Source organism: Mesoterricola silvestris, from assembly GCF_030295405.1.
Lineage (GTDB): Bacteria > Acidobacteriota > Holophagae > Holophagales > Holophagaceae > Mesoterricola > Mesoterricola silvestris.
Genome location: NZ_AP027080.1, coordinates 2,646,607 through 2,661,217, shown reverse-complemented (window position 1 = coordinate 2,661,217; position 14,611 = coordinate 2,646,607). Strand labels below are relative to the sequence as shown.

Below are 14,611 nucleotides of genomic sequence, written 5' to 3'. Positions count from 1 at the left end.
CCGGGGCGGGGAGGGGCTAGAATGGTCCTTCCACCTCCAAGGGACCGCCTTGAGCCCCGACGTACGCCGCCCCATCGACCGCCTCCTGCTCTTTTTCGCCCTCGCCCTGATGGCCGTGGGGATGGTCTGGGTCTTCTCCGCCTCCGCCTTCAAGAACCACAGCGCCGCCACCACCTTCCTGGTGAACCAGATGGTGGGAGGGTTCGTGGGGATCGCCATCATGCTGGCCCTCACCCAGACGGACCTGGCCGTGCTGCGGGACAATCCCCGGACCCTCCAGGTGCTCTACGTGGTCTTCCTGGTGCTCCTGGGGGCGGTGTTCGCCTTTCCCGCCATCAACCACGCCCACCGGTGGATCCGCTTCGGCCGGCTCAGCATCCAGCCCTCGGAGCTGTTCAAGCCCGTCTCCGTGCTCATCACCTCCTGGTGGATGATCCGGCACCGGGACCTGTGGGGGAAGGGGAGCCGGGAGTCCATACCCAAGCTGGTGGCGCTCTTCGCGATCCTCCTGGTGCCCCTGGCCCTGATCCTGCGGGAGCCGGACTTCGGCACCACGTTCCTGATCCTGTTCGTAGCCCTCCTGGTGACCTTCCTGGGCGGGGCGCAGCGGTGGATCTTCGCGGTGGCGGCCCCGGCGCTGGGGGCGGTGGGCTTCGCCTTCGTGTGGTTCGAGCCCTACCGCAGGGCCCGGGTGCTCAGCTTCCTGAACCCCGAGGCCGACCCCCTGGGCAAGGGCCACCAGGCCCTGCAGAGCCTCATCGCCGTGGGCAACGGCGGCATCACCGGCGTGGGGCTGGGCGGCTCCATGCAGAAGCTGAACTACCTTCCCGAAGCCCACACGGATTTCATCTACGCCGTCATCGCGGAGGAGGCGGGGCTGATCGGAAGCGTCCTCGTCCTGGCCCTGTTCGTGGGCATCCTCTGGCGGGGCTACCGCATCGCCCACCGGGTGCGGGACAGCTTCCTGAAGCTCTGCGCCATGGGCTTCACCCTCCTGCTGGTGGTGCAGGCCTTCATGAACATGAGCGTGGTCCTCAGCCTCGCCCCCAACAAGGGGATCCCCCTGCCGTTCATCAGCTACGGCAGCTCGAGCCTCATCGCGAGCCTCGCGTCCCTGGGGCTGCTGCTGGCCATTTCCAAGGAAGCCAGCGAATGAGAAACGTGGTGATCGCCGGGGCCACGGGCCTCGTGGGCCGGGAGCTGGTGCGCCAGCTGGACGCGCGCAAGGATGTGGAATTCACGGCCCTGGTGCGCCGTGCGGGCTCCCTGCGGTCCCTGTCGGGCCGGGTGAAGGAGGCCACCTTCGACTACCGCTCCCCCGCGGACCTGGAGCGCCTGGGCACGGAGATCCCCTGCGACCTCCTCCTCTGCGCCCTGGGCACGACCCTCAAGAAGGCCGGTTCCCCCGCGGCCTTCCGGGAGGTGGACCTGGGCTACCCCGCCGCCCTCATCACCCGCCTCGCCGCGCTCCCCACCCGTCCCGCCTTCGCCCTGGTCTCCGCCGCCGGCGCCGGCCACCCCCGGGGACTCTACCTGGAAACCAAGGCCGAGGTGGAAAAGGTCCTGGTGGCCAGCGGCCTCCCCTACCTCATCGCGCGCCCCTCCCTCCTCCTGGGCGACCGGGAGGAATTCCGCCTCGCCGAGCGCCTGGGAGCCCTCCTCCTGGCCAAGCCCTACCTGGCCGCCGCCCGGTACCTGGCCCCCCGCTCCCGCTTCCTCTGGCGGTACGCCCCCATCGAGGCCTCCCAGGTGGCCAAGGCCCTCCTCTGGACGAGCCTGGACAACCCCCCCGCCTCCGGGGGCCGGGTCCTGAGCGGGCTGGCCCTGCACCACCCGATCCTCAGCTAGGAGCCCCGCAACGTAATCGCACGTGTCCCGGACTTCCGCCCCGGTTCGTTGCTGCGGGCCAAGCCCGCAGCAACGGAAGGCTCTCACCCCATGGTTGGGCCTGTGTTTTCACCCATTGGCCCCGACCCACCTCGGGGCCTCTCTTCGAGTGCTGCGAGGAGGCCATTGGACCGCGCCAACGCTAATCAGTGAAAGCGCCCTCGTCTCGGACCGGGCCTTCAACACAAACCATTCAACGTCGGCGCCCACCGGCACCGAGAGGGCCATCGCGAAGCAAACCCACGAACCCATGGGAGCCGCTCTCCTCGCCTGGGCCTTCCAGGAGAGCCATTTCCTTCCGGACTCCCATCCGCTCAACGAAGTGGGTTGGGCGTAGCACAGCCCCGACGTCCCTTCCGCACCCCCCCGTCATCGCCGGCTTGGCCGGCGAGGACGAAACAGGGCGAACGTCCGGGACACGTACGATTACGTAGCCGGGCTCCTAGTTCAGTTTCTTCCCGATCTTGAGCACCGCATCCGAGAGCGTCACGCCGGAGGCGGCGATGTTGCCCATGCTTAGGATGATCTGGGGCTTGCCGCCCTCATCCACGATGGCGATGCTCCCGCCGGCGGCGAGCCATTCCACCCGGCCGCAGATGACCAGCCTGCCGGCGGCCTTGAGGCTCTTCACCTCGGCCTCGGAGCCGGCCCAGGCGACCTTGGCGCCGGCGTCGTTGGCCACGCCCATTTTGGCAAGCTCCCCGGCCAGGGCGGCGTCCCTGCACGCCACCTTGCCGGCGGAACCGGCGCTGCTGGCCAGGATCTTGATGAACTTGGCCTGCTGGTCGGGGGCGAGATCCCCGGCCCACAGGGACGCGACGGCCAGGGCCGTCGCGGCGAACGCCTTGATTCGGAAACCCATGAGCAACCTCCCCGGTGATGGCCGAACCCCTTACGTATCGGCAGCCGGGGAGGTTTCGTGAAGGTCAGACCTTGAAACGGGAGACCAGGTTGTTGAGGTTCTCGGCCAGGTTGCTCAGTTCGTTCACGGTGCGGGTGGTTTCCCGGATGGTGGCGGCCATCTGTTCCGTGGCCGCGGCGTTGCCCTCGGCGATGCTGGACAGGCTGCCCATGGCGTTCACCACGGTGGAGCTGTCCTGGCTCTGGGTCTGGCTCTGGCTGCCGATGGTCTTCATGCGCTCGGCGCTGGCCTTGATGGACTCCTCGATGCTGCGCAGGGCGGAGCCGGCGGTGTTCACCATGGAGGTGCCGTCGTCGATGCTCTTGCTGGAGGTCTGGATGAGGGCGGTGATCTCCTTGGCGGCCTGGGCGCTGCGTTCGGCCAGCTTGCGCACCTCCTCGGCCACCACGGCGAAGCCCTTGCCGTGCTCGCCGGCCTTGGCGGCCTCGATGGCGGCGTTGAGGCTCAGGAGGTTGGTCTGGTTGGCGATCTCGGTGATGACGTTGAGGATGTTCCCGATCTGCTTGGAGTTCTGGTTGATGACCTGCATGCCGCTCACGGCGGCGCCCACGGCCGTGCCGCCCTTGCCGGCGGCCTCCTGGGCCTGGTCGAACACGTTCAGGGCGTCGGAGACCGTGGAGAAGATCACCTTGGAGGAATTGGCGATGGTGCCCACGCTGTCGTTGGCCTGGCGCACGCTGGACTTCTGGTTCTCGGCGGTGTGGGCGATGGCGTCGGCGGTGGAGGCCATCTCGGTCATGCCCGCGGTCATCTGCAGGGAGCCCGAGGCGATGTTGGTGGAGATGGTGATCACCTGGTGGACGATGCCCTGGATGTTCTCCACGAAGCGGTTGAAGTGCACGGAGAGCTGGGCGATCTCGTCGGTGCCCACCACGTCGAGGCGGGCGGTGAGGTCGCCTTCGCCTTCGGAGATGTCGCGCATGCGGCCCTGGATGGTCTCCAGGGGCTTGACGATGGCGTTGCCCAGCACCTGGGAGGCCACGAAGCCCAGGGCCACCATGGCCAGGCCGAGGATGAACATCATGCCCATGCTCTTGAGGTTCTCCCGGGAGATGCTGGTGTCGTTGAGGACCAGCACCTGGTAGACCTTCTTGGAGGGGTCCTGGGCCTCGGCCCCCAGGGGGGAGGCGGTGATCATGAAGCCGCCCTTCTCGTACTTGAGCCCGCCCTTGCCCAGGGGCTCGCAGAGGGCCGCGGTGTCGACCTTGGCGTCGGCGCGGTAGCGCTTCTGGAACTTCACGGCCACGGCCTTGGTGGCGGTGTCCACGGCCACCACGGCGGCGATGCTCACGTCCGCGTCGTCCTTGACGAATTCCAGGGCGCGTTCGGTGGCGCCCGTGGTGGTGCCCAGGTCGTCGGAAAGGTAGGAGGACGTGGTGGCCTCGGCCAGCACGGCGGAAAGGCTGTGGCCCTTGGACCAGATGCCCTCGGTCTGCGTCGTGGTGAGCTTCCAGCCCGAAACGATGCCCGCCGTGATGGCCAGAATGAGCGTGAGCGCAAGGATGGAATAGCTCAGCTTCTTCCTGATGCTCAGTGAGTTCCAGAATTCCATCTCAGACTCCTAGACATGCGGGTTGGGGATGTTCAATGGGCGTATCAAAGAATAGATCGTGAATCGTAAATTGTGAAAACAAAGTTCCCTCACCGCGTGCCAAAGAATGCCGTCCCGATGCGCACCTGATCGCTCCCGGCCCGGATGGCCTCCTCCAGATCGCCGCTCATTCCCATGGAAAGCCTCAACTTGCGGCCGAGTTTCTCCTGCCAGCGGGTGCGCAGCAGATCCAGGGCGCGGAAGGAACCGGGGTCCTCGGGCGGCGGAATGGCCATGAAGCCCTGGACGGGCAGGCGCGGATCGTCCCCCAGGGCGGCGAACACCGCCTCCAGGTCGCCGGCGCCCGCGCCGCCCACCTTGGTGGTCTCGTCCCAGAGGTCCACCTGGAGCCAGATCTCCCGCGTCACGTCCAGTTCCCCGGCCAGGTGGCGCAGGCGCAGGGCCAGTTCGGGGCGGTCCACGGTCATGATCTGCCGGAAATTCAACAGGGCCGTGCGGGCCTTGTTGCGCTGCAGGGGGCCGATGAGCACGAAGCCCAGATCCGGGGCCTCGGAGATCTTCGCCAGGGCCTCCTGCACGTAGTTCTCCCCGAAGCGGGGGAAGCCCAGGGCCGCGGCCTCCCGCACCAGGTTCAGGGGCTGGCGCTTGGAGACCGGAAGGAGCTCCACGCCGCCGGGATCCCGGCCGCAATCCTCGCAGGCCCGCTGGATGCGGGTGCGCAACCGGGCAATGCGGGAGCTGAGCGGGGTCATCCCTGGGAACTCACGGGAGCTGGGCGGGATCGTAGAGAATGCGCTGGCAGGATTCGCAGTAGAGGTTTTTTTCCTCCCGGAGCTGGGCCAGGAAGGGGGTTCGCAGGCGGGTGCGGCAGCCGCCGCAGGAGCCCTTGTCCACGGACACCACGGCCCGGCCCTGGCGCTGCTGGAGGAGTCGGTCGAACTTCACCAGCACGGCGGGGTCCACCTCCACGGCAATTTCCGCCCGGCGCGCCTGGAGGCGGCGTTCGGCCTCCACCTGGTTCTCGTGCTCGGAAAGGAAGACGGCCCGCAGTTCGTCGAACTGCCGCTGGGCCTCGGCCTGCCGGGCGCGCATCTCGACCTCGGCCCGCTCCAGGGCCTCGATGCGGGTCTCCACGTCCTTCAGGGGGCGGGCGATGGAGGCCTTCTGGCGCTGGCGGTCGTCCAGTTCCCGGATGGCCAGGGTGAACTGGGTCTTCTGCTTGGTTTCCTTCACCGCGGCCTTGGACAGGTCTTCCTGCTTCTGGGCGGCGGCGAGGTTGGTGGCCAGGGAGGCCTGCTGGGTCCGGGAGGATACCAGGGCCCTGCCGGTTTCCTCCAGTTTCTTCGCCAGCATCTTGAGTTCCGAATCCAGGGCGGCCAGGTCGGGCGGGAAAGCGCTCAGGTCCCTTTGGATGACGTGCAGATTGTCATGCACGGTCTGGAGTTCGATCAGGAGGGAAAGCTGACTCATGGGTATAGCCTACCTCCAAGCGGACCATGAAGGCGGGGCAATCTCCTCCAAAGATCGAAATAATTCCATTAATAAAATATTAGCCTATGAGACTCAAGGGGGGGAGGTGGCCCTTGACAGCCCTAGGGGTGCGGGCTAAATTAGCACTCGCTGTTAGGAAGTGCTAACAACCATCCCGGGTGATGCTCCCGGGTCCCCTTTCACACGGAGGCCATCATGGCAATCAAGCCCCTCTACGATCGTGTCCTGCTCAAGCGCAGCGAGCCCGCCGAAACCGTCAAGGGAGGGATCATCATCCCCGACACCGCCAAGGAGAAGCCCATGGAGGCCGAGGTCGTGGCCGTGGGCGAAGGCAAGTTCGCCGAGGACGGCAAGCGCATCCCCATGTCCGTCAAGGCCGGCAACAAGGTGCTGATCGGCAAGTACACGGGCACCGAGGTGAAGATCGAAGGCATCGACCACGTCATCGTGCGCGAGGACGAGATCCTCGCCATCGTCGGCTAGAAACGAATTCCGGCATCCATCCAGGAGATAAATCATGTCCGCCAAGTCCATCATCTACGCCGAAGAAGCCCGTCAGGCCATCCTGCGCGGGGTCAACAAGCTCGCCGACGCCGTGCAGGTCACCCTCGGCCCCAAGGGCCGCAACGTCCTGATCGAGAAGAAGTTCGGTTCCCCCCTCATGACCAAGGACGGCGTCACCGTCGCCAAGGAGATCGAGCTCAAGGACAAGCACGAGAACATGGGCGCCCAGCTCGTGCGTGAAGTGGCCTCCAAGACCTCCGACATCGCCGGCGACGGCACCACCACCGCCACCGTGCTGGCCCGCGCCATCTACAAGGAAGGCATCAAGGCCGTCGTGAGCGGCGCCAACACCATGGAGATCAAGAAGGGCATCGACCTCGCCGTGGATTGCGTCGTCACCGCCATCGACGAGATCAAGAAGCCCGTGGAAGGCAACGCCATCGCCCAGGTGGGCGCCATTTCCGCCAACGGCGACCAGGAGATCGGCAGGATCATCGCCGACGCCATGGCCAAGGTGGGCAAGGACGGCGTCATCACCGTGGAAGAGGCCAAGGGCCGCGACACCGAGCTCACCGTCGTCGAGGGCATGCAGTTCGACCGCGGCTACCTCAGCCCCTACTTCGTCACCAACCCCGACCAGATGAAGGTCGAGCTGGAGAGCCCCCTCGTCCTCATCTACGAGAAGAAGATCTCCAACATGCGCGATCTCCTGCCCCTCCTGGAGCAGGTCGTCAACAGCCGCCGCCCCCTGCTGATCATCGCCGAGGACGTGGACGGCGAGGCCCTGGCCACCCTGGTGGTCAACAAGATCCGCGGCACCCTCAACATCGCCGCCGTCAAGGCCCCCGGCTTCGGGGACCGCCGCAAGGCCATGCTCGAGGACATCGCCATCCTCACCGGCGGCAAGGCCGTCACCGAGGACCTCGGCCTCAAGCTGGAGAACCTCAAGATCGAGGATCTGGGCACCGCCAAGAAGATCGTCATCGACAAGGAGAACACCACCATCATCGAGGGCGCCGGCGCTCCCGAGGCCATCCAGGGCCGCGTGAAGCAGATCCGCTCGCAGGTCGAGATCTCCACCAGCGACTACGACAAGGAGAAGCTGCAGGAGCGCCTGGCCAAGCTCGTGGGCGGCGTCGCCGTCATCAAGGTCGGCGCGGCTTCCGAGACCGAGATGAAGGAGAAGAAGGCCCGCGTCGAGGACGCCATGCACGCCACCAAGGCCGCCGTCGAGGACGGCATCGTGGCCGGCGGCGGCGTCGCGCTGCTCCGCTCCCTGGGCAAGCTCTCCACCCTGAAGGTCACCGGCGACCAGGCCACGGGCGTCGCCATCGTCCAGAAGTCCCTGGAGGAGCCCCTCCGCCAGATCGCCAACAACGCCGGCGTGGAAGGCAGCGTCATCGTCAACCGCGTCAAGGAGGAGAAGGGCAACTTCGGCTTCAACGCCGCCACCGCCGAGTTCGGCGACATGGTCGCCTTCGGCGTCATCGACCCCGCCAAGGTGACCAAGAGCGCCCTGCGCAACGCGGCCTCCGTGGCGTCCATGATGCTCACCACCGAAGCCATCGTCTGCGACCTCCCCGAGGACAAGAAGCCCGCCCCCATGGGCGCCCCCGGCATGGGCGGCGGCATGGAAGACATGTACTAGACCGCACTCCAAGGCAAGAAGGAATGGGCCCCGCAAGGGGCCCTTTCCTTTTCGGCGCTTTTCCCGGCAATCGGAAGGCTCCTAGCACTTCCTTGATCCATTCGCCCCCCATTCCTTCCAAAACCTTTCCCGCGCCGCCCGCATCTAGTCTGGGTATCCCGGGGTCCCGCTTGCGTTGCCTTCCACTTCTTCTCCTGATCGCCGTCCCCCTCCTGGCCGCGGATTCGCTGCCCAGTGGCGCCCGCCTCGCCAAGGGGGAGTCCCTCACCTCCCGGAACAACGCCTATCGCATGGATGTGCGGGACGACGGGAAGTTGGCGGTGTACCGCCTGGCCCCGGCCGAGGCGCTGGTGTGGGAGTCCCCCGGCGACGGGTTCCCGGGGGCCGGCGCCCTGGAGATGCGTGCCGACAACGACCTGGTGCTCGCGGACGCGGAGGGGGCCACCCGCTGGCACAGCGCCACCGCGGAAACCGGGGCCCGGATCCCGGGCCACCTGGTTCTCCAGGACGACGGGGAACTCTGCGTCTTCAGCGGCCCCCGGCGCCTCTGGGCGGCGGGGGCGGTGGCGGTGCGCATCGTGCTGCCCCTGGGGGAGCTCCGCAAGGCCATCCAGGATGAGGAGGCCAGGCGGGACTGGTGCGTCATCCTATAGGAAGCGCGCCGCGAGGGCCCGCACCACCTCGGGGTCGGCCTCGGCCTTGAAATTGAAGAAAACCTCCGAGGTGACCTGGGCTTCCGGAACGGCGCACAGCGCCAGGGCCGCCTTCATCTCGGCGAGCATGGCGCCGTTGCCCACCAGGTGGAAGTGGCAATGGCGCGGGTCCTCGACGAGGGCGGCGGCGGTTTCGCCCACGCGGCCCCGGTGGCCGGTCCAGCCGGGGCCGGGCTGGGTGAGGGTGGGGTGCCAGGTGAATCCGGGATGGGCGGCCTGGAGCGCGTCCAGTTCCGGCGCCAGGCAGATGTCGGCGGCCTCGCGGTAGCCGGCGACGAGGGTGATGGGCCGGTCGAAGCCCGCGGCCAGGGCCCGCCGGGAAAAGCCCCACAGGGGGCCGATGCCCGATCCGGTGGAGAGGCCCACCACGGCCCGGGCCTCCGGGGCGATCATTCCGGCGATGGGCTCGTGGTGCAGGCCGTTGATCTCCATGACCGTGCCGGGGGTCGCCGATTCCAGGGACGGCGTCAGGCGCCCGCCGGGGATCACGCGGAACAGCAGGCCCACCGTCCGGGAGCCGGGATCCGTCCAGGAGAGGGTGTAGGGGTGGCGGTGCCCCGCATGGCGCAGGGACACCACGTGGCCCGGTTCGAAGGGGAAGGGCAGGGCGTCGGCCACTTCCAGGTGGAGGAGGCGGAAGCCCCGCCCCACTTCGCGGTTGTCCGTGACCGTCGCGGTGCGCCAGGCCTGGGTCCAATCTTCGGTCATCGGGGAACCTCCCCCCCGAGCCTACCGGGAACTCGGCGGCGGGCAACGACACAAATCCACCCTCCCCCGGTAGAATGTCCATTTGCGGTGGGCGATGAAGTACCTGATCGAGACCTGGGGATGCCAGATGAACGACCACGACAGCGAGAAGCTGGCGGGTCTCATGGAAAAGGAAGGGTTCCAGGCGGCCGAGGGGGTGGAGGACGCCGACGTGGTGCTCCTGAACACCTGCTCCATCCGGGAGAAGGCCGTGAACAAGGTCTACACGGAACTGGGGCGCCTGCGGGAGGAGAAGAAGCGCCGGCCCCTGCTGGTGGGGGTCACGGGGTGCCTGGCCCAGCAGGAGAAGGCCGGGCTCTTCCGGCGGGCCCCGCAGATCGACTTCGTCCTCGGGACCATGGCCCTCCAGCAGCTGCCGCGGCTGGTGGAGGAGGCCCGCGCCGGCAAGGCCCGGGTCATGGACACCGGGGACTACCCCGACAACCACCTGTTCCCCCCGGAAACCACCCTGCGCCACAGCACCGCCAAGGCCCTGGTGACCATCATCGAGGGCTGCAACCACGCCTGCACCTACTGCATCGTGCCCACCACCCGGGGCGTGGAGCGCCACCGGCCCTGGAAGGACGTGGTGGCCGAGGTGGAGGACCTCGTGGCCATGGGCTTCCGGGAGGTGGAGCTCCTGGGTCAGAACGTGAACAGCTACCTGGGGGGCTGCACCTTCGCGCAGCTCCTGGACCGGGTGGCCGAGGTCGAGGGCCTGGAATGGATCCGCTTCACCACCAGCCACCCCATGAACTTCACGGAGGAGCTGGCCCGGACCCTGGCGACGAACTCCAAGGTGGCCCCCTTCCTCCACCTGCCCGTGCAGAGCGGCAGCGACGCGGTGCTCCGGCGCATGCGCCGGGAGTACACCGTGGAGCAGTACCTGGAGCGCCTGGCCTACCTGGGCGGGGCCCGGGAGCGCATCCACCTCTCCACGGATTTCATCGTGGGCTTCCCCGGGGAGACCGAGGCGGACTTCGAGGACACCCTGGCCCTGCTGGAGCGGGTGCGCTACGACCAGTCCTTCAGCTTCGTGTACTCCCCCCGGCCCGGGACCCCCGCGCTGCGGCTGGCCGACGATCTGCCCCAGGCCGAGAAGTCCCGGCGGCTCACCCGGCTCCAGGCCCGCCAGACCGAGCTGACCCTGGAAAGCAACCAGCGCATGGTGGGCCGCTCCCTCAAGGCCCGGGTGGAGAGCAAGGGGGCCCTGGACGGGGGCCACTGGCTGGCCCGCACCGGGGAGTGGAAGAACGTGCACCTGGCGGTGCCGGAGGGGCGGCGGCTGCCCTTCGGGGAACTGGTGGACATCCGGGTCACCGGGGCGGGGCCGCATTTTCTTAGGGGTGAGCTTGCCTAGGCTTACTGGGTATACTCACTTCGGAGAAAATCCATGGCAGCCTCAGCCGTACCCACCCCAACGTTGCGTCGGTTGCCGAAGTACTACCACTACCTGAAGCGGATCCAGGGCGAAGGGCAGGAGATCATCTCCGCCACCCAGATGGCCGAGGACCTGGGCATCCACCACACCCAGGTGCGCAAGGACCTGGCCGCCACCGGGAGCCAGGGCAAGCCCAAGGTGGGCCACCGCGTGGCGGACCTGCTGGCCTCCATCGAGACCTTCCTGAACTGGAACTCGGCCTCCGACGCCTGCCTCGTGGGCGCGGGGAACCTGGGCTCGGCCCTGCTGGGGTACCCGGGCTTCGACAAGGCCGGCATCCGCATCACCGCCGCCTTCGACGCCCACCCCTCCAAGGTGGGCAAGAAGATCCACGGCGTGCCCGTGTACCCCGTGGACAAGCTGGAGGAGGTGATCCGGCGGCTCCACATCACCATCGGCATCCTCACCATCCCCGCGGACCGGGCCCAGCACGTGGCCGAGGTGATGGTCCAGGGCGGCATCCGGGCCATGTGGAACTTCGCCCCCATCACCCTGGACGTGCCCGAGGACATCATCGTGGAGAACGTGGAGCTCTACGCGAGCCTGGCGATCTTCAGCCGGAAGCTCTCGGAGCGGGGCACCTTCCGGGGCTGAATTCAGGCCGGGTCCAGCAGGTCGGCCAGGGCATCCTCCACCCGCTCGAACCGGAACGCGAAGCCCAGCTCCTGGGCCCTGCGGGGGTACACGAAGGCCCCTTCCAGAAGCATCTCCCGGCCCATCTCCCCGAACAGGGCCCCCAGGGCCGTGCGGGTCACGAAGCCGGGCACGGGGAGCAGGGGCCGGTGGAGGCGGCGGGCCAGGGCGCGGGTGAAGGTCTCGTTGGTGACGGGGCGGGGGGCCGTGGCGTTCACGGGGCCCGCGTAGGCGGGGTCCCCCAGGGCCGCGAGGACGAGGCGCGACAGGTCGTCCACGTGGATCCAGCTGAGGCCCTGCTGGCCGTGGCCCAGCTTGGCGCCCTGGAACATCCGCACGGGGAAGGCCATCTTCGGCAGGGCGCCCCCGTCCCGGGCCAGGACGACCCCCAGCCGCAGCTTGACCACCCGGACCCCCAGGGCCAGGGCCCCGTCCGCGGCGGCCTCCCACTGGCGGCAGACCTTGGCCAGGAAGCCCTTGCCGGGCTCCCGGCCCTCGTCCACGGGGCGCCCGTCCATGGGGCCGTAGATGCCCACGGCGCTGGCGTTCACCAGGACGGAGGGCGGGGAGGGCAGGGCGCCCATGGCCGCCACCAGCCGTTCCGTGGCCTCCACCCGGCTGCGGAGGATGGCCTCCTTGCGGGAGGCGGTCCAGCGTCGGTCGGCGATGCCTTCCCCGGCGAGGTTGACGACGGCCCCCGCGCCCTCCAGGGCCCGGGGCAGATCGTCCCAGGAGTAGGGCTGGCCGGGCCTGCGGCTCAGGATCCGCACCTCGGCGCCCTCCCGGGCCAGGGCCTCCGCCAGGTGCCTCCCCACCAGTCCCGTGCCGCCGGCCACCACCACACGCATGCCTTCCGCCATCGAATGCCCTCCCTGGGATATGGGATGCCGCCGGAGGGCGCCGCGCTCCCGGCTATTCGTACTCGATCGTCGCGGGGGGCTTGCTGGTGATGTCGAAGACCACCCGGTTGATGCCCTTGACCTCGTTGACGATGCGCTGGGCCACCTTCTCCAGGAGCTCGTGGGGCAGGCGGGCCCAGTCGGCGGTCATGAAGTCCTCGCTGGTCACGGCCCGCAGGGCGCACATGTTCTCGTAGGTGCGCTCGTCGCCCATGATGCCCACGGTCTGCACCGGCAGGAGCACGGCGAAGCACTGGGAGGTGTTGCGGTACCAGCCGGAGGCCTTGAGCTCCTCGATGAAGATGGCGTCGGCGTTCTGGAGGATCGCCACCCGCTCCGCGGTGACGCACCCGGGGATGCGCACCGCCAGGCCCGGTCCCGGGAAGGGGTGGCGCCACACCATGTCCTCGGGCAGGCCCAGGGCCAGGCCCGCGCGGCGCACCTCGTCCTTGAACAGCTCCCGCAGGGGCTCCACCAGCTTGAGCTTCATGACGTCCGGGAGGCCGCCCACGTTGTGGTGGGACTTCACCAGCACCGCCCCGCCCACGCCGGAGCTCTCGATGACGTCGGGGTACAGGGTGCCCTGGGCCAGGAAATCCGCCTGGACCTGCCCGGCCTCCCTGTCGAAGACCTCGATGAAGGTGCGGCCGATGATCTTGCGCTTCTGCTCGGGGTCGCTCACCCCCTCCAGGGCCCCCAGGAAGGCCTGGCGGGCGTCCACCCACTTCACGGTCATGTCGTAGGGCGCGAAGGCCTCCTGCACCTGGGCCATCTCGTCCTTGCGCATGACCCCGGTGTCCACGAACACGCAGGTGAGCTGCTTGCCGATGGCCTTGTGCAGGAGCACGGCGGCCACGCTGGAATCCACGCCCCCCGAGAGGCCCAGCACGACCCGGCCGGTGCCCACCTGCTTGCGGATGGCCCGGGTCTTCTCCTCGATGAACTGCCCCGTGTTCCAGTCCAGCTTCATGCCGCACACGTGGAGGAAGTTCATGAGCACCTTGGACCCGTGCTGGGTGTGGGTCACTTCGGGGTGGAACTGGATGCAGTAGATGCGCCGGGCCCGGTCCTCCATGGCCGCCACGGGGACGCCCCGGGTGTGGCTGGTGATGGCGAAGCCCGCCGGGGCCTGCTCCACGTGGTCGCCGTGGCTCATCCACACCTGGAGCTCCGTCTCCAGCCCCCGGAAGAGGAGGCTTTCGGGGTCCAGGACGCGGATCATGGCCTTGCCGTACTCCCTGCGGCTGGAGCGGTGGATCACCCCGCCCAGGTTGCGCGCCAGGAGCTGCTGGCCGTAGCAGATGCCCAGGATGGGCACCCCCAGGGCCAGGATGGCCGGGTCCAGGTCCGGGGCGCCGTCCTCCATGACCGAATTGGGGCCGCCGGAGAGGATCACGCCCTTGAGGTCGGGCCCGCCGATCTCCTTGGCCGTGGCGCCGGGGCCGTACACCAGTCCGAAGGCGCCCAGATCGCGCAGGCGGCGGGTGATCAGTCGCGTGTACTGGGACCCGAAATCGAGGATGGCGACGCGCTCATGGTGCATTTGGGCCCCTAAAATTTAATGATACCAGAGCCTATCGGGCCTTCTTCAGGGTCTCGTCGGTGTTCTGCAGGACCCAGCTGCGGCCCTCCCGGCGGTAGGAGGCGTGGCGTTCCTTGGTCTCCCCGGGGCGCACCCCGGGGTGGAGGGTCTGGAAGAGGCCGAACCAGGCCGTGGGCCTGGACAGGCGGATCTGGTAGGTGACCCGGGCGGAATCCCGCATGTATTCGATGCGCAGGGCCCGCACGAACTCCGCCTCGGCGGCGGGGAGCTCGTAGCCCTTGGCGGAAAGGCTGGCCTCCTTGGGGGCGGAGGCGCCGGGCTTGAAGGCGAAGGTCTCGCGGTCCCCCTCCGCCTTCCGCGTGACCGCGAAGGCGCCCTTGGCGGCCACGGCCTCCTGCAGGGCCACGAGCCGGGCGTGTTCCGGGGAGCCCTTGATGGCCGAGGCGGATTCGGGGATGGTCACGACGATCTGGACGGGGTAGTCCTTGCGGATGTCGCCTTCGGCCTCCCTGCGGGAGAGCTTGGGGGAACCGCAGGCCAGGGCGGCTACCAGGACGGGGATGGCGAGCAGGATGCGCATGGGGTGGACCCTCTGGCCCAATTCTAGTGGGGCCGGGAGTACGTGACTAGT

General features: G+C 68.3%; 15 protein-coding genes. 7 read left to right on the top strand and 8 right to left on the bottom strand.

The window, feature by feature from the left end:
* The first annotated feature begins 49 nt into the window (after window positions 1-49).
* Window positions 50-1,156: a putative lipid II flippase FtsW gene (gene ftsW, locus R2J76_RS11590; RefSeq protein ID WP_316411751.1), complete on the top strand. Its 1,107-nt coding sequence runs from the start codon at window positions 50-52 to the stop codon at window positions 1,154-1,156.
* Window positions 1,153-1,848 (top strand): NAD(P)H-binding protein, encoded by a 696-nt coding sequence (locus tag R2J76_RS11585; RefSeq protein ID WP_316411750.1) that lies wholly within the window; start codon window positions 1,153-1,155, stop codon window positions 1,846-1,848. The genes ftsW and R2J76_RS11585 overlap by 4 nt, the downstream gene beginning before the upstream one ends.
* Before the next feature lie 481 nt (window positions 1,849-2,329).
* On the opposite strand, the gene R2J76_RS11580 is transcribed toward R2J76_RS11585, so the two are convergent.
* From R2J76_RS11580 to R2J76_RS11565, 4 genes are all read right to left on the bottom strand, one after another.
* Window positions 2,330-2,749 (bottom strand): YfiR family protein, encoded by a 420-nt coding sequence (locus tag R2J76_RS11580; RefSeq protein ID WP_316411749.1) that lies wholly within the window; start codon window positions 2,747-2,749, stop codon window positions 2,330-2,332.
* Between the two features lie 64 nt (window positions 2,750-2,813).
* Complete coding sequence (locus R2J76_RS11575) at window positions 2,814-4,361, bottom strand: methyl-accepting chemotaxis protein (RefSeq protein WP_316411748.1); 1,548 nt, start codon at window positions 4,359-4,361, stop codon at window positions 2,814-2,816.
* 89 nt (window positions 4,362-4,450) lie between these two features.
* Window positions 4,451-5,113 carry a YggS family pyridoxal phosphate-dependent enzyme gene (locus R2J76_RS11570; protein WP_316411747.1) on the bottom strand — a complete coding sequence of 221 codons (663 nt, stop codon included), beginning with the start codon at window positions 5,111-5,113 and terminating at the stop codon, window positions 4,451-4,453.
* Between the two features lie 10 nt (window positions 5,114-5,123).
* Window positions 5,124-5,831 (bottom strand): zinc ribbon domain-containing protein, encoded by a 708-nt coding sequence (locus R2J76_RS11565; RefSeq protein ID WP_316411746.1) that lies wholly within the window; start codon window positions 5,829-5,831, stop codon window positions 5,124-5,126.
* Window positions 5,832-6,047: 216 nt separating this feature from the next.
* Here R2J76_RS11565 and R2J76_RS11560 point away from each other — a divergent pair, with 216 nt between their 5' ends.
* The 3 genes from R2J76_RS11560 (at window position 6,048) to R2J76_RS11550 (ending at window position 8,657) form a co-directional block, all read left to right on the top strand.
* The gene (locus tag R2J76_RS11560) at window positions 6,048-6,335 is read left to right on the top strand and encodes a co-chaperone GroES (RefSeq protein WP_316411745.1); all 288 of its coding nucleotides are present in this window, start codon (window positions 6,048-6,050) and stop codon (window positions 6,333-6,335) included.
* A gap of 34 nt (window positions 6,336-6,369) precedes the next feature.
* On the top strand, window positions 6,370-8,004 hold the full coding sequence (groL, locus tag R2J76_RS11555) for a chaperonin GroEL (RefSeq protein WP_316411744.1): 1,635 nt from the start codon (window positions 6,370-6,372) through the stop codon (window positions 8,002-8,004).
* Between the two features lie 170 nt (window positions 8,005-8,174).
* Complete coding sequence (locus tag R2J76_RS11550) at window positions 8,175-8,657, top strand: hypothetical protein (protein WP_316411743.1); 483 nt, start codon at window positions 8,175-8,177, stop codon at window positions 8,655-8,657.
* Here the strand turns inward: R2J76_RS11550 and R2J76_RS11545 are convergent.
* Complete coding sequence (locus R2J76_RS11545; protein ID WP_316411742.1) at window positions 8,652-9,425, bottom strand: ferredoxin--NADP reductase; 774 nt, start codon at window positions 9,423-9,425, stop codon at window positions 8,652-8,654. The genes R2J76_RS11550 and R2J76_RS11545 overlap by 6 nt on opposite strands.
* A 94-nt stretch (window positions 9,426-9,519) precedes the next feature.
* On the opposite strand from R2J76_RS11545, the gene miaB reads away from it, so the two are divergent.
* On the top strand, window positions 9,520-10,824 hold the full coding sequence (gene miaB, locus R2J76_RS11540; protein WP_316411741.1) for a tRNA (N6-isopentenyl adenosine(37)-C2)-methylthiotransferase MiaB: 1,305 nt from the start codon (window positions 9,520-9,522) through the stop codon (window positions 10,822-10,824).
* A gap of 33 nt (window positions 10,825-10,857) precedes the next feature.
* Window positions 10,858-11,499, top strand: a complete 642-nt coding sequence (locus R2J76_RS11535) for a redox-sensing transcriptional repressor Rex (RefSeq protein ID WP_316411740.1) — start codon at window positions 10,858-10,860, stop codon at window positions 11,497-11,499.
* Window positions 11,500-11,501: 2 nt separating this feature from the next.
* Here the strand turns inward: R2J76_RS11535 and R2J76_RS11530 are convergent, their stop codons facing one another.
* Genes R2J76_RS11530 through R2J76_RS11520 form a run of 3 tightly spaced genes read right to left on the bottom strand, consistent with a single transcriptional unit; the run spans window position 11,502 to window position 14,560 of the window.
* Entirely contained in the window at window positions 11,502-12,398 is an 897-nt protein-coding gene (locus R2J76_RS11530; RefSeq protein WP_316411739.1) for a TIGR01777 family oxidoreductase, read from the bottom strand.
* A 52-nt stretch (window positions 12,399-12,450) separates the two neighbouring features.
* Window positions 12,451-13,980 (bottom strand): glutamine-hydrolyzing GMP synthase, encoded by a 1,530-nt coding sequence (gene guaA, locus R2J76_RS11525; protein ID WP_316411738.1) that lies wholly within the window; start codon window positions 13,978-13,980, stop codon window positions 12,451-12,453.
* A gap of 31 nt (window positions 13,981-14,011) precedes the next feature.
* On the bottom strand, window positions 14,012-14,560 hold the full coding sequence (locus R2J76_RS11520; protein ID WP_316411737.1) for a hypothetical protein: 549 nt from the start codon (window positions 14,558-14,560) through the stop codon (window positions 14,012-14,014).
* Window positions 14,561-14,611 lie beyond the last annotated feature (51 nt).